The organism is Acidiphilium sp. JA12-A1 (assembly GCF_000724705.2).
In the GTDB taxonomy this organism is placed as follows: Bacteria; Pseudomonadota; Alphaproteobacteria; order Acetobacterales; family Acetobacteraceae; genus Acidiphilium; species Acidiphilium multivorum.
Map to the genome: position 1 here is coordinate 1 of NZ_JFHO01000055.1, position 24,810 is coordinate 24,810.

Sequence of the window (24,810 nt, forward strand, 5' to 3'; positions counted from 1 at the left end):
CCGGGGCGCCAACGTCGTCGCGGACGGTAATGGACGGCCATCGCCCCGCTATCTGGATCTCCGATCTCTATGGCGCCCAGCGCGGTCATGCCGATGACTGGCAGATTTGCCTCGCCCACCAACTCCGGGACTGCAAATTCGCGATCGAGGCGGGTGATACGATCTTCGCACCCAGAATGAAGGCCCTGCTGCTCCGCGCCGTCGTGCTGGCGCGGCGCCATCGCACGCTCGCGGACGCTACAAGACGCGCCTGGCGGCGGCGCCTCGACCATGATCTCGACGCCGTCATGGCGCTCGCCCCGATCAACCACCACGGCAGACGATTGCGCCGACGATACGGCAAGGTTCGTGATCATCTCTTCACCTTCCTCGACCACCCGGATATCGCCGCGGACAACAACGGCTCCGAGCGCGAACTCCGGCCTACCGCGACATATCGCAAGGTCACCGGAGGGTTCCGATCCAACTGGGGCGCCGATTTCTTCGCCAACGTCCGATCCGTCGTCGGGACCGCCGCGCGGCACGGCCTTGATGCCTACACCGCTATCAAAAACGCCGTCACCGGAGCATCACTGCCCATCGCCCCCCTACCGGGTTGAGCAGATACGCATTTCGAGTCTTCCCGGAAATATTGCAAAATGACGAATGTCGGCGGTTCATTTCCGCCATCTATTCGGACAATAAATAAATCGGAAATGATATTGCCGGGATTAAGAATTGTAATACAAGGTGACCGTCCGGGAGACCGGTGCATGTAAGTCTCGAAATATCGAAATAACGCGACGGACTGTAACGCTCTATGGGATTTGTCGTTATTTTCGAGAAATGAAGGGATGCCGCGCCGACGGCCGGCGCGGGGCCGGCCGCCGGCTTGCGGCCCGAGTCATTTCACCTGGGAGACCAGCTTCGCGGTCGAGGACTGGGCGGCGGAATAGGTCAGCGCCGTCTTGCCGGCGGGGTAGCCGTTCTTGCTCAGGATGAAGGCCATGATGTCGGCATAGTCCTTGTGCGGCAGGCTGCCGGGGGCGCCGGCCGGCATCTGCTGCGACAGCTCGTCGAAGATCGCGGCGACGGTGTAGTTGTTCGAGGCGCTGGCGAAGCCCTGGCCGACCAGGGCGGGGCCGCTGATGCCCTGCAGGTTCTTGCCGTGGCACATCGAGCAATGGGTCTCGAAAGCCTCGTGCCCGGCCTTGGCCTGGGCCTTGGTGTAGAGGGCGGGAAGCGGGGCGGCGGCGGCGATCGCGGTGCAGAAACCCGCCGCGGCGAGACCGGCGAGCAGGCGCGCATCCGGGCGGCGCAGGGTGCGGGAGAGGCGTCGGAGCATCAGGGGTATCCTTTCAGCGGGTGAACCGGCGGGCGAGCCTGCCCGCCGCGAGTCACGGGGTATGGTAGGGGGCGACGAGACGGGCAAGGGTTCCGTCCTTCGCGAGATGGGCGAGCGCCGCATCGAAGCGGCGGGCCGCGGCGCGGCCGGAGGCGGTCGGCGCGTAGAGGGCGACGACCGACCAGTTGGCGTGCGGCTGGCGGAGCGGGCGCTGGTGGAGGTGCATTCCGTCCCGCGCCAGGGCCTGTTCGAGCAGCGGCTGCCAGAGCAGGGCATAGGCGATCTCGTGCCGCTTGAGGGCGGCGAGCACGTGCGCGGGCGTGGAATACTGGTGCTCGGCGAGGCGCGCGCCGGGCCCCGCGCCGAAATAGGTCGTCGGCACGGTGAGATAGACGACGCCAACCTGCGTGCCCGGGGCGAGGCGCGAGAAGGCGGGCGGCGGCGCTTCGCCGGCGATGACGAAGCCGGTCTTCACATAGGGATGCGTCGCGGCGACGCCGGGCGGCAGCGCCGGATCGCCGGTCTCGACCGGGAAGCCCATCACGAGGTCGCAGCGCTGGCGGGCAAGCATGCTGAAGAAGCGCGGCTTCTTCGCATTCAGCGCATCGGTGCCGTCACGCGTGTCGATGCTGACGATGCGCGGGGCGACGCCGTCGAGCCGGCCGATGGCGGCGGTGAGCGCGCGATCGACACGCTGCATCGGGTTGGCGCGGTCGATGCAGACCGTGGGGCCGGCGGCGCGGGCGGAGGCGATGCCGCACGCCGCCAGCACGATGCCGGCCAGCGCGGCGCGGAGAAGGCCCGGCCGCCGAAGCGGCCGGGGGTGCCTGCGCTCAGCCATTGAGCGCGAAGACATGGAGCTGGCCGCCGCGCGGCGCCTTGGCGAGCGAGGCGCCGAGCTTGCCCGACCACAGCGGCCACACGCCGCCCCAGCCCGACCAGACCGCGACATACTGCTTGCCGTCGATCTCGTAGGACATCGGGTTGGCGATGATGCCGGAGCCGAGATAGGGGCTCTTCCACAGGATCTTTCCGGTCTTGGCGTCGAAGGCGTAGAGATGGCCGTCCGCCGTGCCGGAGAAGACGAGGCCGCCGGAGGTCGCCATCGCGCCGCCGTCCCACGGCTCCTTCGTGCGGTGCTGCCAGACCTGCTTGCCGGTGGACAGATCGATCGCCTGGATCGAGCCCATGTGGTGCGGCGAGGCGGGGTCGGGCTTCATCTCGAAGGTTTCGCCGAGATAGGGCAGGCCCGCGGCGTAGCTGACCGGAACGCCCTTCATCGTCATGCAGGCGTGCAGCGTCGGCACATAGGCCATGTTGGTCGCGGGATCGACCGCGCCGGGCCACCAGTTCTTGCCGCCGAGGAAGCTCGGGCAGGTGAAGATCTGCTTGTCGAGCGCGGGGCGCAGCTTCATGTTGTTGACGGCCTGGCCGTCCTTGATCCCGGTGATCGAGGTGTCGTGCACGAAGGGCACGGCGTAGATCAGCTTCCCGGTCTCGCGGTTGATCGCGTAGAAATAGCCGTTGCGGTTGGCCTCGACCAGGGCGTGGTAGGGCTTGCCCTTGTAGGTGATGTCGGCGAGCTGGGCGGTGTTCACGCCGTCATAGTCCCAGGTGTCGTTGCGGGTGTACTGGTAGTGCCACTTGATGGCGCCGGTATTGGGATCGATCGCGATGACGCTGTCCGAATACAGGTTGTTGCCCGGGCGCATCGAGGCGAGCCACGGGCCCGGATTGCCCACACCCCAGAAAAGCTGCTTGGTCTTCGGATCGTAGGTGCCGGTCATCCACGGGCTGCCGCCGCCGTGCTTGTAGGCGCCGGCCGGCCAGGTCTTGCCGCCGGGCTCGCTCGGCGAGGGAATCGTGTAGGTCTTCCAGAGCAGCTTGCCGGTCTGCGCGTCGAGCCCGACGATGAAGCCGCGGGCGCCGTATTCGCCGCCGCCGGAGCCGATGATCACCTTGCCGTCGACGATCATCGGGGCCTCGGAGATCGAGTAGCCGATGCCCGGCTTCTCGAGCGCGACGTTCCACAGCACCTTGCCGGTCGTCGCATCTAAGGCGAGGACGTGATTGTCGAGCGTGCCCATGAACACTTCGTTGCCGTAGACGGCGACGCCGCGGTTGTTCACGTCGCAGCAGACCGTCTTCAGCGCGGTCTTCGGCAGGTCGTAGTCGTATTCCCAGAGTTTCTGGCCCGTCTTCGCGTTGAAGGCGATGAGATGGTCGAGCGGGGTGGTGGCGAACATGTAGTCGCCATTGACGATGGGCGTGCCTTCGAAGCCGTTGGGGATGTCGATTTTCGCCGATGACCAGGCGGGTTTCAGCGAGGCGACGTTCTTCGTGTTGATCTGCGCAAACGGCGCGTAGTCGTCGCCGGCGTAGCTGCGGTTGAACATCAGCCAGCCCTTCGAGGCGGCGGCGTTGTCGAGCCGGGCCTGGGTAACGCTCGGGTAGGCGGGCTGCGCCGAGGCGGCGCCGGCGGCGAGCAGCGTGCCGGCGAGGGCGCCGATCAGCGCGGTTCCGGTTCTGGCAAATCTGGACTTCATGAAGATCTCCCTAAGAGGTTTCTGGTGTTGTCAGGATCAAAGAGCGGCGGTTTGGTGCGCCGTCAGGTTAGGGGAGCCCGGGCGGCGGCGAGCATCGCGGCTTCCTCTCCGGAGAACAGCCGCGAGCGCACATGAAAGCGCAGCCCGGTGCCGTTGTCGAGCGAGAACATGCCGCCGATCCCCTCGACGACGTCGATGACGAGCTGGGTGTGACGCCAGTACTCGAACTGCGACGCGCTGATGTGGAACGGCGCGCCGCCGATGGCACCGAGGCAGATATCGTCAGGGGAAACGACGAAATCCGCCTGCGGGTAGCACATCGGCGCCGAACCGTCGCAGCAGCCGCCCGACTGGTGGAACAGGACCGGGCCGTGACGCGCCGTCAGCTCGGCGATCAGCGCGAGGGCCGATGGCGTCGCGGTCACGCGCGGGATGGAGCCCGGTCCCGTCATGGTCAGAAGAAGCCGAGCTTCTTCGGGTCGTAACTAACCAGCATGTTCTTGGTCTGCTGGTAGTGGTCGAGCATCATCCGGTGCGTCTCGCGGCCGATGCCGGACTGCTTGTAGCCGCCGAACGCCGCGTGCGCCGGGTAGAGGTGATAACAGTTGGTCCAGACGCGGCCGGCCTTGATGCCGCGGCCGAAGCGATAGGCGCGGTTGGCATCGCGCGTCCAGACACCGGCGCCGAGGCCGTAGAGCGTGTCGTTGGCGATGGCGAGCGCCTCGGCCTCGTCCTTGAAGGTCGTCACCGAGACGACGGGGCCGAAGATTTCCTCCTGGAAGATCCGCATCCGGTTGTGGCCGCGGAAGATGGTGGGCTGGACGTAGAACCCGTCCGCGAGCTCGCCGCCGAGCGCGGCGCGGCCGCCGCCGGTGAGCACTTCCGCTCCTTCCTGGCGGCCGATGTCGAGATAGGAGAGGATCTTCTCGACCTGCTCGCTGGAGGCCTGGGCGCCGACCATCGTCGCCGCATCCAGCGGGCTGCCCTGGCGGATCGCCTGCACGCGGGGGACGGCGCGCTCCATGAAGCGGTCGTAGAGGCTTTCATGGATCAGCGCGCGCGACGGGCAGGTGCAGACCTCGCCCTGATTGAGCGCGAACATCGCGAAGCCTTCCAGCGCCTTGTCGAGGAAGTCGTCATCCTCGGCGGCGACGTCGGCGAAGAAGATGTTGGGCGACTTGCCGCCGAGCTCCAGCGTGACCGGGATCAGGTTGTGGCTGGCATATTGCATGATCAGCCGGCCGGTCGTGGTCTCGCCGGTGAAGGCGATCTTGGCGATGCGGCTGGAGGAGGCGAGCGGCTTGCCGGCCTCGAGGCCGAAACCGTTGACGATGTTGAGCACGCCGGGCGGCAGCAGGTCGGCGATCAGCTCGGCGAGGACGAGGATGCTGACCGGGGTCTGCTCGGCCGGCTTGAGGACGACGCAGTTGCCCGCCGCCAGCGCCGGGGCGAGCTTCCAGGCCGCCATCAGGATCGGGAAGTTCCAGGGGATGATCTGGCCGACGACGCCGAGCGGCTCGTGGAAGTGGTAGGCCACGGTGTTGTGGTCGATTTCCGAGAGCGTGCCTTCCTGGGCGCGGATGCAGCTCGCGAAATAGCGGAAATGGTCGATGGCGAGCGGAATGTCGGCCGCGGTGGTCTCGCGGATCGGCTTGCCGTTGTCGACCGTCTCGACATAGGCGAGGAGGGCGAGGTTTTCCTCCATCCGGTCGGCGATGCGGTTGAGCATCAGGGCGCGCTCGGCCGGGGCGGTGCGGCCCCAGGACTCGGCGGCGGCGTGGGCGGCGTCGAGCGCGTGCTCGATATCGACCTCGCTCGACCGGGCGACCTCGGTGAAGGCGTGGCCGGTCACCGGGGTGACGTTGGCGAAGTAGCGGCCCTCGGCCGGGGCGACGAAGCGGCCGCCGATGAAATTGTCGTAGCGGGGCTTGAAGGTGAATCCGCCGGGTGCGGTTCCGGGCGAGGGGCGAATGGCGCCGTCGGGCATTGGTCTTCCTCCGTCCTGCGGCCCGACGTTCCGGGCCGCGCTGGTTGCTTCGCCAGGGAGGACTGCAAGCGCCGTGCCAAGGCCGGGACGCGGCCGAATCCGCCCGCCGGCGTGCCGGGCGCGCCGGGCGCGGGACAGGCGGGACGTCCCGATCGGGGACACTGTCCCAAAACGGGACGTTTCGTATTGTTCCGTTGCATGGCGGGACGACGGGGCATAGTGTCAGGCAAACATGACGACGGCCGCCAGCAGGAGCGCGCCGCGACGATCGAGGAAACGCAGGACGGACTACGCCCATGGACCATCTTTCCACACATCACGACGACAGGTCCGCGCGGTTGCGGGCCGGCAAGGAGCGGCTCTCCGCCGGGCTGCCAGGGGCGGCGCCGAGCCCGCTGCTCGCGCGGTCGTGGCAGCGCTGCGTCAGCGCCGGGCTCGCGCCCGACCGCGCGGCGGGAGAGGCCCCGCATCTCTGCGGCGCCGAGCTGCGCGCGGCACAGGAGCGGGTTTCCGACCTCGCGCTGCGGGCGCGGCCGATCATCGAATATCTCTACGGGCAGATCCGCGATTCCGGCTGCATCGTGCTGCTGTCGGACTGCAACGGCTTCCTGCTCGACGCGGTGGGCGATCCCGGCTTCAGCGGGCGGGCGGCGCGGGTGGCGCTGCAGCCGGGGGCGAGCTGGGCGGAGACGGATCGCGGGACCAACGCCGTCGGCACCGCGCTGATCGAGGCGGCGCCGGTCGTCGTCCACGGCGCGGAGCATTTCCTAGAGCGGAACAATTTCCTCGCCTGCGCCGCCGCCCCCCTCACCGCCTCGACCGGCGAGCTGCTCGGCGTGATCGACATTTCCTGCGACCAGCGGGTCTATCATCCGCACACGTTCGGCCTGGTGCGGGCGGCGGCGCAGATGATCGAGAACCGGATGTTCGAGATGTCACATCTGCGTGACGTGAAGCTGCGCTTCCATGCCTCGCGCCAGGGGGTGGGGACGCTGGCCGAGGGGGTGGTGGCGTTCGGGGCGGACGGCACGCTGCGCGGGGCGAACGGGGCGGCGATGCAGATGCTCGGCCTGCGGCGCGAGGATCTTGGCCAGGTGTCGGCGGTGGAGGTGTTCGAGGAGACGGTGGAGGCGCTGCTGGCGCGCGAGCGGCGCGGCGGCGGCGAGCCGCTGGAGCTGCGGCCGCCGGGCGGCGGACGGGTGTTCCTGCGCGTCGACATGCCGCGGGCGGCGCGGCCGGCGCGGCCGAGGACGATCTGGCCGACCGACGCGCTGGCGGCGCTGGAGACCGGCGATCCGCTGGTGGCGCGGGCGATCGGCCAGGTGCGGCGGGCGCTGGGGCGGGCGATCCCGATCCTGATCCATGGCGAGACCGGGGTGGGCAAGGACGTGATGGCGCGGGCGATCCACGCCGCGGGGCCGCGGCGGGGCGGGCCGTTCGTCGCCGTCAACTGCGCGGCGCTGCCGGAGACGATGATCGAGGCGGAGCTGTTCGGCTACGCGCCCGGCGCCTTTACCGGAGCGCGGCGCGAGGGCGCGCCGGGGCGCATCCGCGAGGCGGCGGACGGCGTGCTGTTCCTCGACGAGATCGGCGACATGCCGCTGGCGATGCAGACCCGGCTGCTGCGGGTGCTGGAGGAGCGGGTGGTGACCCCGCTCGGCGGGCGGCCGGCGCCGGTGGATTTCGCGCTGATCTGCGCGACCAACTGCGACCTGCGCCGGGCGGTGGCCGAGGGGCGGTTCCGCGCCGACCTGTTCTACCGGATCAACGGGCTCGGCGTCGCCCTGCCGCCGCTGCGCCGGCGCACCGACCTCGATGCGCTGGTCGAGCGCATCCTGCGGCTCGACGCGGCGGGGGAGACGGTGCGCGGCGTCGCCCCCGGGCTGATGGCGGCGTTCCGGGCGCATGACTGGCCGGGCAATATCCGCCAGCTCGCCAATGTGCTGCGGATCGGCCAGTCGATGTGCGAGGCGGACGAGACGGAGATCGGCTGGGAGCACCTGCCGGACGATATCGCCGAGGAACTGCGCGGCGGCGCCCGGCCGGCGAAGGCGGACGCGCCGGTGGCGGCGGCGGCGGCAGCGCCAGCCGTGCCGGCGGCGTCGCTGCGGGAGGGGGCGGACCAGCTGATCCTGCAGGCGATCGAGGCGGCGGGCGGCAACATGAGCCGGGCGGCGCGGCGGCTCGGGATCAGCCGCAACACGCTCTATCGCCGGCTGGCGCTGATCCGCGAGGATGGCGGCCAGCCGGGCTGAGATTGTACATACAAGTTCAGAGCGCGTCCTCCAGGCGGCGGAGGGCCGCGGCGAAGCGGGATTCGATGGCGGCGCGGGCATCGTGCCGGCCCTCGCGCACAAGGCAGCGCCCGGCGACGTAGACACGGTCGACCAGCCGCGCGCCGCCGGCGAAGATGTAGTGATCGAGCCGGGTTTCGGCGGAGAGCGCGGCGAGGTCGGTGCCGGCGCGGCGGAGCGAGACGAGATCGGCGCGGCAGCCGGGGGCGATGGCGCCGATGGGCTGGGCCAGGGCCTGCGCGCCGCCGGCGAGGGCCGCGCGGTAGAGGGCGGCGCCGGTCGAGCCGCCGTCGCGCGCCGGGTCGGCGAGGACGAGGCGGCGACGATCGCGCAGGCGCTGGCTCCATTCGAGCTGGCGCAGCTCGGCGGGGGCCTCGATCGCGACATTGGAATCGGTGCCGACGCCGAAACGCCCGCCGGCATCGATGAAGGTGTTTCCATTGAAGATGCCGTCGCCGAGATCGGCCTCGGTGATCGGGCAGAGGCCGGCGACGGCGCCGGCGCGGGCGAGGCCGGCGGTTTCCTCGGCCGTCATGTGGGTGGCGTGGATCAGGCACCAGCGGGCGTCGACCCCCGCCTCGCGGAGCAGGAATTCGACCGGGCGGGCGCCGAGCGCGGCCTCGACCTCGGCGACCTCGCCGGTCTGCTCGGCGGCGTGGATGTGGAGCGGGCCTTCGGGAAGCAGGCCGGACAGGGCGGCGACATCGGCGGCGCGGGCGGCGCGCAGCGAGTGCGGCGCGGCGCCGAGCACGGCGCCCGGCAGGGCGCGCAGCCGTTCCGCCGTGGCCGCGTGCAGGCGGAGAAACCCGTCGAGATCGGTGATGAAGCGGCGCTGGCCCGGCTCGGGCGGGCGGTTGGGGCCGGCGGCGCTGTAGAGCACCGGCAGCAGGGTGAGGCCGATGCCGGTTTGCGCCGCCGCCTCGATCACCCGCGTGGCGAGCTCGGCGGGATCGGCATAGGGGGCGCCGGCGGAATCGTTGTGCAGGTAATGGAATTCGGCGACCGCGGTGAAGCCGCGCTCGAGCATTTCCATGAAGGCCATGGCGGTGACGGCGGCGATGTCGTCCGGCGGCAGCGCGAGGGCGGTGCGGTACATCACGCCGCGCCAGGACCAGAAATCCTCGGCGGCGGCGCGGCGGCGCTGGGCGAGCGCGGACATCGCCCGCTGGAAGCCGTGGCTGTGCAGGTTGGGCAGGCCGGGCAGCACGCAGCCGGGGACGGTTTCGCGATCGGCCGGCGGGGCATTCGCGGCGAGGCCGGCGATGCGGCCGGACCCGTCGATGTCGAGCGCGACGCCGGACGCCCATCCTTCGGGGAGAAAAGCCTGTTCGAGCCAGAGTCGCCGCATGGTCGGTCCTTTCGGGAATGGGTTGCCATCGTCGTTCGGCTAGTTGTATATACATTTTGTTCGGCGTTGTCAGGAGGGTATCATGCGATGCGACCGGCTGTGGCGGAATGCGCGACTGGCGACCTGCGCGCCGGACCGCCCCGGGCTCGGGGTGGTCGAGGGCGGCGCGGTGGCGAGCCGGGACGGACGGATCGTCTGGGCCGGGCCGGAGGCGGAGATGCCGGCGCTGGAAGCGGCGGAGACAATCGACTGCGCCGGGCGCTGGATCACGCCGGGGCTGGTCGATTGCCACACCCACCTGATTTTCGGCGGCGACCGCTCGGGCGAGTTCGCGCGGCGGCTCGCCGGCGAGAGCTATGAGAGCATCGCCCGCGAAGGCGGCGGCATCCGCGCGACGATGCGGGCGACGAGGGCGCTGGACGAGGCGGCGATGCGGGCGGGCGCCGAGGCGCGGCTGGACGCCTGGGCGGCCGAGGGGGTGACGACGGTCGAGATCAAGTCGGGCTACGGGCTCGACGAGGCGACGGAACTCGCGATGCTGCGCGCGGCGCGCGCGATCGGCCGGGCGGGGCGGTTCCGCGTCGCCACCACCTATCTCGGCGCCCACACGATGCCGCCGGAGATGGACCGGACCGCCTATCTCGATCTCGTGTGCCGGCGGATGATTCCGGCGATCGCCGAGGCGGGGCTGGCGGATGCGGTCGATGCGTTCTGCGAGGAGATCGCCTTCGGCGCCGGGGAGGTTGCGGCGGTGTTCGCCGCGGCGCGGGCGGCGGGGCTGGCGGTGAAGCTGCACGCCGACCAGCGCGCCGAGGGCGGCGGGGCGGCGCTGGCGGCGCGGTTCGGCGCGCTGTCGGCCGATCATCTGGAATATGCCTCGGCCGAGGGAATCGCGGCGATGGCGCGGGCGGGCAGCGTCGCGGTGCTGCTGCCCGGCGCCTATTACGTGCTGCGCGAGGCGAAGCGGCCGGATGTCGCGGCGATGCGCGCGGCGGGATGCCGGATGGCGGTGGCGACCGACTGCAATCCGGGCACCTCGCCGATCGCCTCGCTGCGGCTTTCGGCGCAGATGGCCTGCGTGTTCTTCGGCCTTTCTTTCGAGGAAGCCTGGCTCGGCATCACCCGCCATGCCGCCGATGCGCTCGGGCTCGGCGGCGAATGCGGCGCGATCGACGCAGGGCGGTCGTGCGACCTCGCGATCTGGAGTGTGGACAGCCTCGACCAGGTTCTCGCCTGGGTCGGGCCGGCGCCGCTGGAGCGGCGCGTTCTGAAAGGAGTTGATGCGTGATCATTTCACCGGGGACGATGCGGCTCGCCGACTGGCGGGCGGTGCAGGAGGGCGACGCGGCGCGGCTGGATGCGGGATGCCGCGCGGCGGTGGAGGCGGCGGCGGGATGCGTCGCCGCGATCCTGGAGAGGGACGAGGCGGTCTACGGCATCAATACCGGGTTCGGGCGCCTCGCCTCGACGCGGATCGAGCCGGCGGATCTCGCCACCTTGCAGCGCAATCTCGTGCTGTCGCACGCGGCGGGGGTGGGCGAGGCGCTGCCGGCGCCGATCGTGCGGATGGTGATCGCGCTGAAGCTCGCGAGCCTGGCGCGCGGGGCCTCGGGCGTGCGGTGGGAGACGATCGAGGCGCTGCAGGGCTTGCTCGATCATGACATCCTGCCGGTGATTCCGGCGCAGGGCTCGGTCGGCGCCTCCGGCGATCTCGCGCCGCTCGCGCACATGACCTGCGCGCTGCTCGGCATCGGCGAGGTGCTGGGCGCGGCGGGGCGGGAGGATGCCGCGGCGGCGCTCGGCCGGGCGGGGATGGCGCCGCTGGTGCTCGGCCCGAAGGAGGGGCTGGCGCTGCTGAACGGCACGCAGGTTTCGACCGCGATCGCGCTGACCGGGCTGTTCCGCGCCGAGCGCCTGTGCCGCGCGGCGCTGCTGACCGGGGCGCTGACGACGGATGCGGCGCGGGGGTCCGACGCGCCGTTCGATCCGCGCATCCACGCGCTGCGCGGACATGCGGGGCAGATGGCGGTGGCGGCGGCGCTGCGGACGCTGCTGGCGGGAAGCGGGATTCGCGACTCGCACCGGATCGGCGATCCGCGCGTGCAGGACCCGTATTCGCTGCGCTGCCAGCCGCAGGTGATGGGCGCGGTGTTCGACCTGCTCGGCCAGGCGGGGCGGACGCTGGCGACCGAGGCCAATGGCGTGTCGGACAATCCGCTGGTGTTCGCCGAGACCGGCGAGGTGATTTCGGGCGGCAATTTCCACGCCGAATACGTCGCCTTCGCCGCCGACCAGATCGCGCTGGCGATCGCCGAGGCGGGGTCGCTGGCGGAGCGGCGGATCGCGCTGCTGGTCGATCCGGCGCATTCGGGCCTGCCGGCCTTCCTGACCCGCGCGCCGGGGCTGAATTCGGGCTACATGATTCCGCAGGTGACCGCGGCGGCGCTGGTCGCGGAGAACCGGATGCTGGCGCATCCGGCCAGCGTGGATTCCATCCCGACCTCGGCCAACCAGGAGGACCATGTCTCGATGGCGACGCACGGGGCGATGCGGCTGCTGAGAATGGCCGACAATCTCTCGCATGTCCTGGCGATCGAGTATCTGATGGCGGCGCAGGGGATCGACCTGCTCGCCCCGCTCGCGACCAGCGCGCCGCTCGGGCGGATGCACGCGGTGCTGCGGGAGAGCGTGCCGGTGCTCGACGAGGACCGGCTGATGGCGCCGGACATCGCGCGGGCGCGGGCGCTGATCGAGAGCGGCGCCGCCGAGCGGGCGGCGGGATGCGACGCGCTGCCGGAGCTCGACGCGTGAGCGCCCCCTCCCCTGCCCCGTTCATCGAGCTGCGGCGGGGTGCCGCACCGCTGCTGGTCAGCATTCCGCATACGGGGACCGAAATTCCCGAGGCGCTGGCGGGGGATTTCGTCTCGTCCTGGCAGGCGCTGCGGGATGCGGACTGGTGGATCGACCGGCTCTACGATTTCGCGCCCGGGCTCGATGCGACGGTGATCCGCACGCGGATCTCGCGCAGCGTGATCGACGTCAACCGCGATCCGTCCGGCGCCTCGCTCTATCCGGGGCAGGCGACGACGGGGCTGTGCCCGACCACGGATTTCGACGGCGCGCCGCTCTATCGCGACGGGCGGGAGCCGGACGAGGCGGAAATCGCGAGGCGCCGGCAGGCGTATCACGATCCCTATCACGATGTTATCGCGGGCGAGATCGCGCGGCTGCGGGCGCTGCACGGGCGCGTCGTGCTGTATGACTGCCACTCGATCCGCTCGGTGATTCCGCGACTGTTCGAGGGCGAGCTGCCGGTCTGCAATATCGGCACCGATCGCGGGCGGGCGGCCGATCCGCGACTTGCGGCGCGGATCGCCGGACGTTGCGCCGAGGCGGGGTTCAGCCACGTTTCTAACGGGCGGTTTGTCGGCGGCTGGATCACGCGGCATCACGGCGCGCCGGCCGAAGGCGTGCATGCGGTGCAGATGGAACTCGCCTGCCGCGGCTACATGGAGGAGCCGTCAGCGCCCAGTGCGGCGAACTGGCCGGCGCCGTACGATCCGGCGCGGGCGGCGACGCTGCGTGGCGTGCTGGAGGGGATTTTGCGCGACTGCATCGATTTCGCGAACTCGAAGGAATGAACAGGATGAATCGTCGTCTCGACAATGCGCGGACGATCCGCGCGCCGCATGGCAACGACCTCAGCGCCCGGTCCTGGCTGACCGAGGCGCCGCTGCGGATGCTGATGAACAATCTCGACCCCGACGTCGCGGAGCGGCCGGAGGAACTCGTCGTCTATGGCGGGATCGGCCGGGCGGCGCGGGACTGGGAGAGTTTCGACCGCATTCTCGGCGCGCTGCGCGATCTCGGGCCGGAGGAGACGCTGCTGGTGCAGTCGGGCAAGCCGGTCGGCGTGTTCCGCACCCATGCGGACGCGCCGCGCGTGCTGATCGCCAATTCCAACCTGGTGCCGAACTGGGCGAACTGGCAGCATTTCCACGAACTCGATCGCAAGGGCCTGATGATGTACGGCCAGATGACGGCGGGGTCGTGGATCTATATCGGCTCGCAGGGCATCGTGCAGGGTACGTATGAGACCTTCGTCGAGGCCGGGCGGCAGCATTACGGCGGCGATCTCGCCGGGCGGTGGATCCTGACCGGCGGACTTGGCGGCATGGGCGGGGCGCAGCCGCTGGCGGCGACGATGGCCGGGGCCTCGATGATCGCGGTGGAGTGCACGCCCTCGCGCATCGAGATGCGGCTGCGCACGCGCTATCTCGACCGCCGGGCCGACACGCTCGACGAGGCGCTGGCGATGCTGGAGGCGGCGAAGCGCGACGGAAAGCCGGTCTCGATCGGGCTGCTCGGCAATGCCGCGGAGGTGTTTCCCGAACTCGTCCGCCGCGGCATCCGCCCGGATATCGTGACCGACCAGACCTCGGCGCATGATCCGGTGAACGGCTACCTGCCGGCGGGATGGACGCTGGAGCACTGGGCGGCGATGCGCGAGCGCGACCCCGAGGCGGTGGCGCTGGCGGCGAAGCGGTCGATGGCCGGGCAGGTGCGGGCGATGCTCGATTTCTGGCGGATGGGAATTCCGGTACTCGACTACGGCAACAACATCCGCGCCATGGCGCAGGAGATGGGGGTGGCCGACGCGTTCGACTTTCCGGGCTTCGTGCCGGCCTATATCCGGCCGCTGTTCTGCCGGGGGATCGGGCCGTTCCGCTGGGCGGCGCTGTCGGGCGACCCCGAGGACATCTACCGGACGGACGCGAAGGTGAAGGAGCTGATCCCCGACGATCCGCATCTGCATCACTGGCTCGACATGGCGCGCGAGCGGATCGCCTTCCAGGGCCTGCCGGCGCGGATCTGCTGGGTGGGGCTCGGGCAGCGGCACCGGCTCGGCCTCGCCTTCAACGAGATGGTGGCGCGGGGCGAGCTGTCGGCGCCGGTGGTGATCGGGCGGGACCATCTCGATTCCGGCTCGGTCGCCAGCCCCAACCGCGAGACCGAGGCGATGCGCGACGGGTCGGACGCGGTGTCGGACTGGCCGCTGCTCAACGCGCTGCTCAACTGCGCCTCGGGGGCGACCTGGGTCTCGCTGCATCATGGCGGCGGGGTCGGGATGGGGTATTCGCAGCATGCGGGGATGGTGATCGTCGCCGACGGCACCGAGGCGGCGGCGAAGCGGCTGGAGCGGGTGCTGTGGAACGACCCGGCGACCGGGGTGATGCGCCATGCCGATGCCGGCTACGACATCGCCATCGACTGCGCGCGGGAGAACGGGCTGAACCTGCCGGGGATCACCGGCTGAGGTTCAGGGGGGCGGCCGGGCCGTCCGGCCGGTCGCCCATCGAGGAGCGGGTGCCGAGCGCGTAGCGGGCGCCGGGGTGGATGAACTCGGTCTGGGTGGCGGGAAGCCCGCCGCTCCAGGTGCGGCGGAGGACGACGAGGCAGGCCTGCTCCTCGTCGCGCCCGATCTCGAGCAGGGCGCGGATCTCGGGCGAGGGCGTGGTCGCGTAGACGACGTGCTCGGTCTCGGTCGCCGGGCCGAGGCGGAGGAGATAGGCGGCGACGGTCTCCTTCGTGAAATCCTGTTCGAGGAAATCCGGGGCGAAGCGGGGCGAGACCAGCCGGTCCTCGATCTGCACCGGCACGTCGTCCTCGTAATGCAGCAGGGTGGCGTGGAAGATGCGCGCGCCGGGGCGCAGGCCGAAGGCGAGCGCCTGGTCGGCGCGGGCGCGGGTGGCTTCCTGGGCGAGGACGCGGACGCGGTGGCGGTGGCCGGAGGCGACGATCTCATCGGAGATGTCGCGGATTTCGAGCCATTCGAGGCGCGGGCGCGGCGGCGCGGCGAAGCTGCCCCTGCCCTGCACGCGGGCGACGAGGCCGGCGGCGGAGAGTTCGCGCAGGGCGCGATGCGCCGTCATCCGCGAGACGCCGAATTCGGCCATCAGCTCGTGCTCGGAGGGCAGGCGGCCGCCGGGGCCGATCTGGCCGCTGGCGATGCGCTCGACGATCGCCTCCTTCACCCGGGCGTAGAGCGGCACCCGCGCGGCGGGTTCGCGATCGGGGGGCGCCATGGTCAGACCAGCGCCGGCACGGCGGCGGCGACCCGCGCGAGGATGCGGGTGAGGCTCGCCTGCAGCGCGGCGAAGCCGGGCAGGCGGAGCATCGTCGCCTCGTCCATGTAGAGGGCGCGGGCGATCTCGATCTGCACGACGTGGACGTGCTCGCGCGGGCGGCCGTAGTGGCGGGTGACGTAGCCGCCGGCATAGGGATCGTTGCGGCGGATCGCGAAGCCCTCGCCGCGCAGGGCCTGCTCGACCAGCTGCACGACCGGGCGGGCGCAGGAGGCGCCGTGCAGGTCGCCCACCACGATGTCCGGCCCGTGGCCGTGCGGCAGGCCGGGCGGGCGCGGCATCGAATGGATGTCGAGCAGGAGGCAGGCGCCGAAGGCGGCGCGGGTTTCGGCGATGAGCCCGGCCAGGGCGGCGTGATAGGGGCGCCAGCAGGCCTCGATCCGCGCCTGCGCCTCGGCGAAGCGGAGCTTGCGGCGGTAGATCGGCTCGCCGGAGGCGACGACGCGGGCGATGGTGCCAAGGCCGGCGGCGACGCGGGGGCTGGTGGCGTTCACATAGGGCGGCAGGGCGTCCTCGAACATCGCGGGGTCGAGTTCCCAGGGCTCGCGGTTGACGTCGCACCAGGCGCGGGGGAAGCGGGCGGCGAGCAGCGGCAGGCCGAGGCCGGGGGCGCCGGCGCACAGCTCGTCGACGAAGCCGTCCTCGCTCTTGCGCAGGGCGCGGGCGTCGAGCCGGGAGAGGGCGAGGAAATCCGGCGCGTAGGCGCGGCCGGAATGCGGCGAGGCGACCACGACCGGGGCGGACTGGCGCGGCGGGCGGGTGAGGACGCAGGGGGGCAGCTCCCCGTCGGCGCAGGCGGCGGCGTCTTGTTCGGGGCGCGGGGGAACCAGATCCATGACAAAATCATAAAGCCGATGCGGCCGCGCCCGGTCAATGATATGAACGCGCGGTTGGACAGGCAGGAACGGACCCAGGCCATGAACGAAATTCTCGTCGTCACCGTCAACGAGGTGGCCAATGCCAGGATCGCCCGGGTGGTCGGCCCGGTCTATGGCACCTCGATCCGCAGCCGGACCATCGTGGGCAACATGCTCGGCGGCATCCGCGCGATTTTCGGCGGTTCGCAGGAGGGCTACATCGCCATGGTCAACCAGACGCGGGACGAGGCGATCGCCGCGCTGAAGGCGCATGCCGCCTCGCTCGGCGCCAATGCGGTGATCGGGATGCGGTTCGATTCCGGGGAGTTCGACGCCGGCCAGGGCCAGGCGATGAACGAGGTCACCGCCTATGGGACGGCGGTGATCCTCGAAGCGGTCATGTGATCATTTCTGCGCCGGCAGGCCGGCGGCGGCGAAGAGCCGGGCGCGCAGGGCCGGGTTCTGCCGGGCCTCGGCCAGCACCTGGTCGTATTGCCGCACGGTGAGGCCCTGCGCGGTGATGGCGGTGGTGGCCTTGTCCTTGGCCGAGGCGATCAGGCGCTGCTTGCCGGCGGGATCGGTCGTGTGGGCGAGCTTCGCGCCGTAGCTGTGGTTGATCTCGAGCACCTGGTGCAGGGCCTTGCCGGCCCTGGCGATGGTTTGCGGCGATGCGGACGGCGCCGCGGACATCGACCCGGTGGCGGGCGCGGGCGCGGCGGCGGCGGGGCTGCCGGTCGCCGCCAAAGCCGGCGCGCTCGCCATCGCGGCGGCGATCAGGGCAACGGCGCTGGCGCGGAAAAGGGTTCGGTCTGTCATGGGCATGACCTCCTGTACTGGACGGCCGGGGAGCGGCCGCGAGCGTCACGGCCGCGGGGCGGACGTGGGCTGGACGGCCGAGGAGCGGCCGCCTTCCTCACGAGAAGATGAGGACCCGGCAGGATGAGGCAAGTTTCGATTCGTTTAGTTACGAATTCGATTCATGCCGCCTTCGACTGGTCGATAATGCGTTGCAGGTTCGATATTATGTCGCGGGCCGCGGCGAGGCGGGCCTTCACGTCCATCTCGCGGACCATGACCAGCTTGTGGTCCGGGCGCAGGCGGAGCAGGCCGGCGCGGGTGGCGAGCCAGGCGACGAGGCCGCCGGGATTGGCGAATGCGTTGCCGCGGAAGGCGACGACCATGCCCTTCGGCCCGGCCTCCAGCTTCTCGACGCCGACGGCGCGGCAGGCGCGCTTCAGCGCCACCGTGGCGAGGAGGTTTTCCACCTCCTCGGGCATCGGGCCGAAACGGTCGACCAGTTCGGCGGCGAGCGCCTCGCTCTCGGCATCGGTCGCGAGTCCGCCGATGCGACGGTAGAGGCCGAGGCGGACCGGCAGGTCGGCCACATAGGCTTCGGGGATGAGGACGGGCAGGCCGAGGCTGATATTCGGCGTCCAGTCCCGCGCGGCCTCGCGCGATTCGCTGCCGCCGGCCGCGCGCAGTTCGGCCACCGCATCCTCCAGCATCTGCTGGTAGAGCTCGATGCCGACCTCGCGGATATGGCCGGACTGCTCGTCGCCCAGCAGGTTGCCGGCGCCGCGCAGGTCGAGATCGTGCGAGGCGAGGGTGAAGCCGGCGCCGAGCGTGTCGAGCGTCTGCATCACTTCGAGGCGCTTCTGCGAGGAGGCGGCGAGCGTGTGCGAGGCGGGCCAGGTGAGATAGGCGTAGCCGCGCTGCTTGCCGCGGCCGACGCGGCCGCGCAGCTGGTAGAGCTGGCCGAGGCCGAAGAGATCGGCGCGCCAGATCAGGATCGTGTTCACCGCCGGCATGTCGAGCCCGGATTCGACGATGTTGGTGGCGAGCAGGACGTCGTGCTTGCCTTCGCTGAACTCGGTCATCACCCGCTCGATCTCGGTCGGCGGCAGGCGGCCATGGGCGGTGGCGGTGCGCAGGTCCGGCGCGATCTCGGCCAGGCGCTCGCGCATCCGGTCGATATCCTCGATATGCGGGACGACGCAGAAGATCTGCCCGCCGCGGAAGCGCTCGCGGGCGATGGCCTCGCGGATCACCAGCTTGTCCCACGGCATGATGAAGGTGCGCACGGCGAGACGGTCGACCGGCGGGGTGGTGATCAGCGAGAGGTCGCGCACGCCGGTCAGCGCGAGCTGGAGGGTGCGGGGGATCGGCGTCGCGGTCAGGGTGAGGACGTGGATGTCGGCCTTGAGCTGCTTCAGCCGTTCCTTGTGGGCGACGCCGAAATGCTGCTCCTCGTCGACGATCAGCAGCGCGAGGTCGGCGAAGGCGATCGTTTTCGACAGCAGCGCATGGGTGCCGACGACGATGTTCACCGTGCCGTCGGCGAGGCCGGCCTTCACCTTCGCGGTATCCTTGGCGGAGACGAGGCGGGAGAGCTGCTCGACGCGGATGGGCAGGCCGGCGAAGCGCTCGGAGAACAGGCGGTAGTGCTGGCGGGCGAGCAGCGTGGTCGGCACCACCACGGCGACCTGGGCGCCGGACATCGCGGCGATGAAGGCGGCGCGGAGCGCGACCTCGGTCTTGCCGAAGCCGACATCGCCGCAGACCAGCCGGTCCATCGGCTTGCCGGCGGCGAGATCTTCCATGACGTCGGCGATGGCGCGGGCCTGGTCCTCGGTTTCGGTGTAGGGGAAGCGGGCGCAGAATTCGGCGAAGGCGCCGTCATCGGCGGCGAGGATCGCGGCGTCGTGCAGCTTGCGCTCGGCGGCGATGCGGATGAGGCCGGCCGCCATGTCGCGGATGCGGTTGCGGGCCTTGGCCTTGCGCGCCTGCCAGGAGGCGCCGCCCAGGCGGTCGAGCCCGACGCCGGCGGTCTCGCTGCCGAAGCGGGAGAGCATGTCGATGTTCTCGACCGGCAGGAAGAGCTTCTGGTCGCCATCGTAGAGGATGCGCAGGCAGTCATGCGGCGCGCCCTCGACGCTCAGCGTCACCAGCCCGTCATAGCGGCCGATGCCGTGATCCTGATGCACGACGAGATCGCCCTCGGCGATTTCGGTGGCGTCGGCGATGAACTGGTCGGCGCGCTGGCGGCGGCGCGGCGGGCGGGCGATGCGCTGGCCGAGCAGGTCCTGCTCGGCGACGATGGCGAGATCGTCGGCGACATAGCCGCGTTCGAGGCCGAGAACGGCGAGCAGCACGGCGTCGCCCTGGGCGATGCGGGCCTCGGCGGCGTTGTCGATCGGGATCGAGCGCATGCCGTGGTCGCGCAGCAGGGCGGCGAGACGGTCGCGCGAGCCGGCGGACCAGGCGGCGAGGACGACGCGGCGCCCGGCCTCGCGCCAGCGGGCGGCGAGCAGGCGGAATTCCTCATAGACCGAGGCGATGCCCTGGGCGGAGGCGAGGATGGCGCCGGGGCGGCCGCCGGCTTCCACGCCCTCGGCGCCCTCGGGCCGGGAGAAGGGCGAGAACACGGTTGCCCCGCGGGCGCGGAGCAGCGCATCGAGGCCGGCGCGGTCGAGATAGAGGCGCGCGGGCGGGATCGGCCGGTACGGCGCCTCGCCGGCGCGGGGCGGGGCGGAGCGGGCCTCGTAGTGATCGGCGATCATCTCGAAGCGGGCGGCGGCGGCCTCCTCGGCCTGGTGGTCGAGGCTGATGGCGGCACCGGGCGCATAGTCGAACACGGTTTCCATCGTCGCGCAGAAGAGCGGCGCGAAATGCTCCATGCCGGGATGGCGGCGGCCCTCGGAGACCGATTCGTAGAGCGGGTCGGTCAGCGCCTCGGCGCCGAACAGCTCGCGGAAGCCGGTGCGGAAGCGGCTGATCGAGTCGGCGTCGAGCGGGAGTTCGGAGGCGGGGCGGAAGGTGAGCGAGGGCAGCGCCTCGCCGCTGCGCTGGGTGCCGGGGTCGAAGCGGCGGAGCGTGTCCACCGTGTCGCCGAACAGGTCGATGCGGGCCGGCGCCGGCTCGCCGGAGGGCCAGACGTCGAAAATGCCGCCGCGCACGGCGAAGTCGCCCGGCTCCATGACGGTGCCGACGCGGTGATAGCCGCGCTGTTCGAGGAAGCGGGCGAGATCGTCCGGCGGGGCGGCGCCGCCGGGGGCGATGGTGCGGCTGGCATCGGCGAAGCGGGCGCGCGGCGGGGTGCGCTGGACCGCGGCGTTCACCGTGGTCAGCACGATGCGGGTGCCCTTCGCCGGTTCCAGCAGCCGGGCCAGGGCGGCGACGCGGTCGGCCACGATCGCCGGGTTGGGCGAGACGCGGTCGTAGGGCAGGCAGTCCCAGGCGGGGAAGCGGATGATCTCCGCGGCGGGGGCGAAGAAGGCGAGCGCGTCCTCCAGCCGGGCGAGGCGGGCATCGTCGCGCGCGATGTGCAGCACCGTGCCCGCCTCGGCGGCGCGGCGGGCGATTAGGTCGGCGTCGAACCCTTCCGGCGCGCCGTAGACGGTGAGCAGGCTCATCGCCCGCGCTTGGCGCCGAACTCGCCCTGGGCGATCTCCGCCGCCTCGTCGCGGATGCGGCGGAGCATGTCCGACTCCGCCTCGGCCGGGACCGGCTTGCGGCCGGTCAGCCAGTCGGCCAGCTCGGCATCGGGGTGTTCCATCACCGCCTCCAGCGCGTCGAGCGCCTCATCGTCCATCCCGTCGATGTATTTGCGGGCGAAGCCGCCGATCATCAGGTCGTTCTCGTAGGTGCCGCGATGGGTCGCGCGGTAGAGCAGCCGGCGGCGGCGCTGGATGAGCGCCTCGGACGATACTTCGGTCATGATGGCTTGCGATATAGTCGAGTGCTCCGCCACTGTCAGCCCGTGACCACCAACATCTCCGAGTCGCTGGCGCCGTTCCGGGCCGAGCTTGCCAGCCTGCCGGGCATCGGCCCGAAACTCGCGGCGCTGATCGCGCGCGCGGTGGGCGGGCCGAGCGTGGGCGACCTGCTGTTCCACCTGCCGCTGCATTTCATCGACCGCTCGCGGCAGTCGACGCTGGCGGAGGCGGAACCGGGATCGGTCGCGACGGTGATGGTCGAGGTGGTGCGGCACGAGGCGCCGGCGCGGCGCGGGCAGCCGCACCGGGTGGTGATTCGCGACGCCAGCGGCTTCGGCGAGGTGGTGCTGTTCCATCCCGGGCGGCTCGGCCAGTTTCCGGTGGGCGCGAAACTGCTGCTGTCGGGCAAGATCGAGCGCTTCGCCGACCGCCCTACCCTGCCCCACCCCGATTACGTGCTGCCGGCGGCGCAGGCGGCGAGCCTGCCGGCGATCGAGCCGGTGCGGGGGCTGACGGCGGGACTCACGGCACGGGTGATGGCGCGGGCGGTGGACGGCGCCCTCGCCCGGCTGCCGGAGCTGCCGGAATGGCAGTTGCCCTCGGTGCTGCAAAAGCGGCGCTGGCCGGGATTCGCCGCCGCCTTGCGGACACTGCACGCGCCCGAAGCGATGCCCGACGACCACCCGGCACGGCGGCTCGCCTATGACGAATTGCTGGCGCGGCAGCTGGCCTTCGCGCTGATCCGCGCGCGGCGGCGGCGGCGGAAGGGGCGCGCCTTTACCGGCGATGGAAGGCTGCGGGCCGCCGCGCTGGCGCGGTTCGGCTTCGCGCCGACCGATGCGCAGGCGGCGGCACTGGCCGAAATTGACGCCGATCTCGCCGCGCCGCACCGGATGCTGCGGCTGTTGCAGGGCGATGTCGGCGCGGGGAAGACGCTGGTGGCGACGCTGGCGATGCTGCGCGTGGTCGAGGCCGGCGCGCAGGCCGCCCTGCTCGCCCCCACCGAATTGCTCGCCCGCCAGCATCTGGCGACGCTGGAAAAACTCTGCCCGGTGCCGGTGGCGCTGCTGACCGGCTCGCTGCGGGCGGCCGAGCGGCGGCTTGTGCTGGCCGGCCTCGCGGATGGGTCGATCCCGATCGTGGTCGGCACCCATGCGATCTTCCAGAAGAGTGTCGCGTTCCACGATCTCGGCCTCGCGGTGATCGACGAGCAGCACCGGTTCGGCGTCGAGCAGCGTTTCGCCCTCGGCGCCAAGGGAAGTGCGACGGACATGCTGGTGATGACGGCGACGCCGATTCCGCGCACGCTGTTGCTCTCGCACTGGGGAGAGATGAGTGTGAGCCGGATTCTGGCGAAGCCCGCCGGACGCAAGCCGATCCGCACCACGCTGCACCCGGTGGGGCGGATGGAGGAGATCGTCGCCGCGGTGGCGCGGATGATCCGCCGGGGCGGGCGGGTGTATTGGGTGTGTCCGCTGGTGGCCGAGAGCGAGGCGGTGGACATCGCCGCCGCCGAGGCGCGGTTCGCGGCGTTGGCCGAGCGGTTCGGCGAGCGGGTGGTGCTGGCGCACGGGCGGCAGCCGATCGAGATCCGGGCGGCGGCGCTGGAGCGCTTCGCCCGCGGCGAGGCGGACATCCTGGTCTCGACCACGGTGATCGAGGTGGGGGTGGACGTGCCGGAGGCGAACGTGATGGTGATCGAGCGGGCGGACCGGTTCGGGCTGGCGCAGCTGCACCAGCTGCGCGGGCGGGTCGGGCGCGGGGCGGCGGCGAGTTTCTGCCTGCTGCTGCACGGCGACGAGCTGAGCCAGGCGGCGCGGCGCCGGCTCGCGATCCTGCGGGAGACGGAGGACGGGTTCCGCATCGCCGACGAGGATTTCCGGCTGCGCGGCGGAGGTGACATATTGGGGGCGAAACAGTCCGGCCTGCCCGGCTACCGGCTGGCGGACGCCGAGCGCGACGAGGACCTGATTCCGATGGCGCAGAAGGACGCGACGCTGCTGCTCGACACCGACCCGCACCTGGAAACCCCGCGCGGGCGGGCGGCGCGGGTGCTGCTGCACCTGTTCGAGCAGGACCGCGCGATCCGCGCGCTGGTGGCGGGATGAGCCGGGCCTATCCGGCGGCGCCGCGCGTCGGCATCGGGGTGGTGCTGCTGCGCGGCGACGAGGTGCTGCTGATCCGCCGCGGCCGCAAGCCCGCACTCGGCGCCTGGAGCCTGCCGGGCGGGGCGCAGGAGCTCGGCGAGACGGCGGAGGCGGCGGCGCGGCGGGAACTGCGCGAGGAGACCGGGCTCGAGGCCGGCGCGCTGGTGCTGGCCGCACATGTGGACTCGATCCATCGCGACGCGGCGCAGCGGATCGAGTTTCACTACACCATCCTCGATTTCGCCGGGCTGTATCAGGGCGGCGAGGCGGTGGCGGGCGATGACGTAACCGACATCGCCTGGGTCAGGGCGGCGGAGTTCGACCGCTACGAATTGTGGAGCGAGGCGCGGCGGGTGATCGGCATCGCCCGCCGGCTGCTGGTCGTCACATGAACAGTTTCTTGTCCTGCTTCATGCCGGCATAGAGCGGGGCCACCCATTTGCCGTAGCCGTTGTAGATTTGCGTCGGCACCACCTCGCCGGTGCCGATGACGCGCTCGCGCGCCTGGCTCCAGCGCAGGGTGGGGTATTTCGGGTTCACATTGGCCCAGAAGCCGTACATGTCCGGGCTGGTCTTTTCCCAGAAGGTAACCGGCTGCTCCTTGACGAACTCGATGCGGACGAGGGATTTCGCCGATTTGAAGCCGTATTTCCAGGGCAGCACGACGCGGATCGGCGCGCCATCCTGCCTGGGCATCTTCGCGCCATACATGCCGGTGCCGACGAAGGCGAGCTCGTTCGTCGCCTCCGCCATGGTCAGGCCCTCGTGATAGGGCCAGGGGAAGAACGGGATCGACAGGCCGGGCATCACCTTCGGGTCGGACAGCGTGGTGAAGCGGAGATATTTCGCGCCCGAGAGCGGCTTGGCCAGTTTCACCAGATCGGCGAGCGGAAAGCCTTCCCAGGGGACGACGAGGGACCAGGCCTCGACGCAGCGATGGCGGTAGATGCGGGTTTCGGTGCTGACCTTCTTCATCAGGTCGTCGAAGGAGATGGTGAAGGGCTTTTCCACCATGCCGTCGATGCGGATGGTCCAGGGTTCGGTGGGCAGTTTCTGGGCCTTGCGCCAGATGTCCTTGTTCAGGCCGAATTCGTAGAAATTGTTGTAGGTCTCGACATTGTGGCGCGGGGTGAGGCTGCGCTCGGGGTCGAAACGCGCGGCGGAGGGCGGGTAGTCGGAGATGCGGTCGCCCGGTTTGGCGTTCGCGTTGGCGTCGGCGTTGGTGTCGGCGAGGGCGGCGCCGATCTGGCCGAAGCCGAGCATGGCGCCGCCCAGCGTGGCAAGGGCGGCGCGGCGGTCGAGCGCCAGATGCGGCGGGGTCGCCTCCGTTTCGGGCAGGGACCAGTCCGGTTTGCGGATGACGTGCATGGTTGTTCTCCTCGGGCGATAGATTACTCTGGTGCGCGCAGGCCATTCATCAACCCGCCGTGACCCGCGCGGGACCAC

General features: G+C 71.0%; 21 protein-coding genes. 9 read left to right on the forward strand and 12 right to left on the reverse strand.

What is annotated here, in order from left to right:
- A partial coding sequence (locus RT91_RS10720) for a transposase (protein WP_035187250.1) occupies positions 1-599 on the forward strand: 599 nt, incomplete at its 5' end.
- Between the two features lie 284 nt (positions 600-883).
- Here RT91_RS10720 and RT91_RS10725 read toward each other — a convergent pair.
- The 5 genes from RT91_RS10725 to adh all read right to left on the reverse strand — a co-directional run bounded on the left by RT91_RS10725 (position 884) and on the right by adh (position 5,857).
- A complete protein-coding gene (locus RT91_RS10725) occupies positions 884-1,324 on the reverse strand; it encodes a c-type cytochrome (RefSeq protein ID WP_011942454.1) in 441 nt (146 codons plus the stop codon).
- Between the two features lie 52 nt (positions 1,325-1,376).
- Positions 1,377-2,165 carry a transporter substrate-binding domain-containing protein gene (locus RT91_RS10730; RefSeq protein WP_007423112.1) on the reverse strand — a complete coding sequence of 263 codons (789 nt, stop codon included), beginning with the start codon at positions 2,163-2,165 and terminating at the stop codon, positions 1,377-1,379.
- Positions 2,158-3,870, reverse strand: coding sequence for a methanol/ethanol family PQQ-dependent dehydrogenase (locus RT91_RS10735; RefSeq protein ID WP_007423111.1), 1,713 nt, complete (start codon positions 3,868-3,870; stop codon positions 2,158-2,160). The genes RT91_RS10730 and RT91_RS10735 overlap by 8 nt, the downstream gene beginning before the upstream one ends.
- 62 nt (positions 3,871-3,932) lie before the next feature.
- Entirely contained in the window at positions 3,933-4,322 is a 390-nt protein-coding gene (locus RT91_RS10740; RefSeq protein WP_007423110.1) for a DUF779 domain-containing protein, read from the reverse strand.
- A gap of 2 nt (positions 4,323-4,324) precedes the next feature.
- A complete protein-coding gene (adh, locus tag RT91_RS10745) occupies positions 4,325-5,857 on the reverse strand; it encodes an aldehyde dehydrogenase (protein ID WP_007423109.1) in 1,533 nt (510 codons plus the stop codon).
- Positions 5,858-6,153: 296 nt separating this feature from the next.
- On the opposite strand from adh, the gene RT91_RS10750 reads away from it, so the two are divergent.
- Positions 6,154-8,112: a sigma-54-dependent Fis family transcriptional regulator gene (locus tag RT91_RS10750; RefSeq protein WP_035187225.1), complete on the forward strand. Its 1,959-nt coding sequence runs from the start codon at positions 6,154-6,156 to the stop codon at positions 8,110-8,112.
- A gap of 16 nt (positions 8,113-8,128) precedes the next feature.
- Here RT91_RS10750 and RT91_RS10755 read toward each other — a convergent pair whose 3' ends face one another.
- Positions 8,129-9,499, reverse strand: a complete 1,371-nt coding sequence (locus RT91_RS10755) for a formimidoylglutamate deiminase (RefSeq protein ID WP_035187228.1) — start codon at positions 9,497-9,499, stop codon at positions 8,129-8,131.
- 82 nt (positions 9,500-9,581) lie between these two features.
- Here RT91_RS10755 and hutI point away from each other — a divergent pair, with 82 nt between their 5' ends.
- The 4 genes from hutI to hutU are packed head-to-tail and all read left to right on the forward strand — an operon-like array spanning position 9,582 to position 14,816.
- Entirely contained in the window at positions 9,582-10,787 is a 1,206-nt protein-coding gene (hutI, locus tag RT91_RS10760) for an imidazolonepropionase (protein WP_035187230.1), read from the forward strand.
- A complete protein-coding gene (gene hutH / locus RT91_RS10765) occupies positions 10,784-12,310 on the forward strand; it encodes a histidine ammonia-lyase (RefSeq protein WP_035187232.1) in 1,527 nt (508 codons plus the stop codon). Before hutI ends, hutH begins: the two co-directional genes overlap by 4 nt.
- Positions 12,307-13,140, forward strand: a complete 834-nt coding sequence (gene hutG, locus RT91_RS10770; RefSeq protein ID WP_035187233.1) for an N-formylglutamate deformylase — start codon at positions 12,307-12,309, stop codon at positions 13,138-13,140. Before hutH ends, hutG begins: the two co-directional genes overlap by 4 nt.
- A 5-nt stretch (positions 13,141-13,145) precedes the next feature.
- Positions 13,146-14,816 (forward strand): urocanate hydratase, encoded by a 1,671-nt coding sequence (hutU, locus tag RT91_RS10775; RefSeq protein ID WP_035187252.1) that lies wholly within the window; start codon positions 13,146-13,148, stop codon positions 14,814-14,816.
- On the opposite strand, the gene hutC is transcribed toward hutU, so the two are convergent.
- Together hutC and RT91_RS10785 are read right to left on the reverse strand one after the other, a co-directional pair.
- The gene (hutC, locus tag RT91_RS10780) at positions 14,806-15,585 is read right to left on the reverse strand and encodes a histidine utilization repressor (protein ID WP_035187235.1); all 780 of its coding nucleotides are present in this window, start codon (positions 15,583-15,585) and stop codon (positions 14,806-14,808) included. The two genes, hutU and hutC, sit on opposite strands and share 11 nt — an antisense overlap.
- A gap of 2 nt (positions 15,586-15,587) precedes the next feature.
- Positions 15,588-16,481: an N-formylglutamate amidohydrolase gene (locus tag RT91_RS10785; protein ID WP_011942464.1), complete on the reverse strand. Its 894-nt coding sequence runs from the start codon at positions 16,479-16,481 to the stop codon at positions 15,588-15,590.
- Positions 16,482-16,562: 81 nt separating this feature from the next.
- On the opposite strand from RT91_RS10785, the gene RT91_RS10790 reads away from it, so the two are divergent.
- A complete protein-coding gene (locus tag RT91_RS10790) occupies positions 16,563-16,907 on the forward strand; it encodes a YbjQ family protein (RefSeq protein ID WP_011942465.1) in 345 nt (114 codons plus the stop codon).
- On the opposite strand, the gene RT91_RS10795 is transcribed toward RT91_RS10790, so the two are convergent.
- The 3 genes from RT91_RS10795 to RT91_RS10805 all read right to left on the reverse strand — a co-directional run bounded on the left by RT91_RS10795 (position 16,908) and on the right by RT91_RS10805 (position 21,219).
- Positions 16,908-17,318 (reverse strand): DUF4168 domain-containing protein, encoded by a 411-nt coding sequence (locus tag RT91_RS10795; RefSeq protein ID WP_035187236.1) that lies wholly within the window; start codon positions 17,316-17,318, stop codon positions 16,908-16,910.
- A 161-nt stretch (positions 17,319-17,479) separates the two neighbouring features.
- Complete coding sequence (gene mfd, locus RT91_RS10800) at positions 17,480-20,914, reverse strand: transcription-repair coupling factor (protein ID WP_035187239.1); 3,435 nt, start codon at positions 20,912-20,914, stop codon at positions 17,480-17,482.
- Positions 20,911-21,219 carry a succinate dehydrogenase assembly factor 2 gene (locus RT91_RS10805; RefSeq protein ID WP_013640192.1) on the reverse strand — a complete coding sequence of 103 codons (309 nt, stop codon included), beginning with the start codon at positions 21,217-21,219 and terminating at the stop codon, positions 20,911-20,913. The genes mfd and RT91_RS10805 overlap by 4 nt, the downstream gene beginning before the upstream one ends.
- A gap of 42 nt (positions 21,220-21,261) precedes the next feature.
- Between RT91_RS10805 and recG the strand changes: the two genes are divergently transcribed.
- Together recG and RT91_RS10815 are read left to right on the forward strand one after the other, a co-directional pair.
- Positions 21,262-23,325, forward strand: coding sequence for an ATP-dependent DNA helicase RecG (gene recG, locus RT91_RS10810; protein WP_082468583.1), 2,064 nt, complete (start codon positions 21,262-21,264; stop codon positions 23,323-23,325).
- Positions 23,322-23,756, forward strand: a complete 435-nt coding sequence (locus RT91_RS10815) for an NUDIX hydrolase (RefSeq protein WP_011942468.1) — start codon at positions 23,322-23,324, stop codon at positions 23,754-23,756. Before recG ends, RT91_RS10815 begins: the two co-directional genes overlap by 4 nt.
- On the opposite strand, the gene msrP is transcribed toward RT91_RS10815, so the two are convergent.
- Positions 23,749-24,732 carry a protein-methionine-sulfoxide reductase catalytic subunit MsrP gene (msrP, locus tag RT91_RS10820; protein WP_007423409.1) on the reverse strand — a complete coding sequence of 328 codons (984 nt, stop codon included), beginning with the start codon at positions 24,730-24,732 and terminating at the stop codon, positions 23,749-23,751. The two genes, RT91_RS10815 and msrP, sit on opposite strands and share 8 nt — an antisense overlap.
- Between the last annotated feature and the right edge of the window lie 78 nt (positions 24,733-24,810).

What these genes read in the sequence shown, in the direction of transcription:
- RT91_RS10725 (WP_011942454.1), bottom strand. Translation starts at nt 1,324, where the DNA reads ATGCTCCGACGCCTCTCCCGCACCCTGCGCCGCCCGGATGCGCGCCTG.
- RT91_RS10730 (WP_007423112.1), bottom strand. Translation starts at nt 2,165, where the DNA reads ATGGCTGAGCGCAGGCACCCCCGGCCGCTTCGGCGGCCGGGCCTTCTC.
- RT91_RS10735 (WP_007423111.1), bottom strand. Translation starts at nt 3,870, where the DNA reads ATGAAGTCCAGATTTGCCAGAACCGGAACCGCGCTGATCGGCGCCCTC.
- RT91_RS10740 (WP_007423110.1), bottom strand. Translation starts at nt 4,322, where the DNA reads ATGACGGGACCGGGCTCCATCCCGCGCGTGACCGCGACGCCATCGGCC.
- adh (WP_007423109.1), bottom strand. Translation starts at nt 5,857, where the DNA reads ATGCCCGACGGCGCCATTCGCCCCTCGCCCGGAACCGCACCCGGCGGA.
- RT91_RS10750 (WP_035187225.1), top strand. Translation starts at nt 6,154, where the DNA reads ATGGACCATCTTTCCACACATCACGACGACAGGTCCGCGCGGTTGCGG.
- RT91_RS10755 (WP_035187228.1), bottom strand. Translation starts at nt 9,499, where the DNA reads ATGCGGCGACTCTGGCTCGAACAGGCTTTTCTCCCCGAAGGATGGGCG.
- hutI (WP_035187230.1), top strand. Translation starts at nt 9,582, where the DNA reads ATGCGATGCGACCGGCTGTGGCGGAATGCGCGACTGGCGACCTGCGCG.
- hutU (WP_035187252.1), top strand. Translation starts at nt 13,146, where the DNA reads ATGAATCGTCGTCTCGACAATGCGCGGACGATCCGCGCGCCGCATGGC.
- hutC (WP_035187235.1), bottom strand. Translation starts at nt 15,585, where the DNA reads ATGGCGCCCCCCGATCGCGAACCCGCCGCGCGGGTGCCGCTCTACGCC.
- RT91_RS10785 (WP_011942464.1), bottom strand. Translation starts at nt 16,481, where the DNA reads ATGGATCTGGTTCCCCCGCGCCCCGAACAAGACGCCGCCGCCTGCGCC.
- RT91_RS10790 (WP_011942465.1), top strand. Translation starts at nt 16,563, where the DNA reads ATGAACGAAATTCTCGTCGTCACCGTCAACGAGGTGGCCAATGCCAGG.
- RT91_RS10795 (WP_035187236.1), bottom strand. Translation starts at nt 17,318, where the DNA reads ATGACAGACCGAACCCTTTTCCGCGCCAGCGCCGTTGCCCTGATCGCC.
- mfd (WP_035187239.1), bottom strand. Translation starts at nt 20,914, where the DNA reads ATGAGCCTGCTCACCGTCTACGGCGCGCCGGAAGGGTTCGACGCCGAC.
- RT91_RS10805 (WP_013640192.1), bottom strand. Translation starts at nt 21,219, where the DNA reads ATGACCGAAGTATCGTCCGAGGCGCTCATCCAGCGCCGCCGCCGGCTG.
- RT91_RS10815 (WP_011942468.1), top strand. Translation starts at nt 23,322, where the DNA reads ATGAGCCGGGCCTATCCGGCGGCGCCGCGCGTCGGCATCGGGGTGGTG.
- msrP (WP_007423409.1), bottom strand. Translation starts at nt 24,732, where the DNA reads ATGCACGTCATCCGCAAACCGGACTGGTCCCTGCCCGAAACGGAGGCG.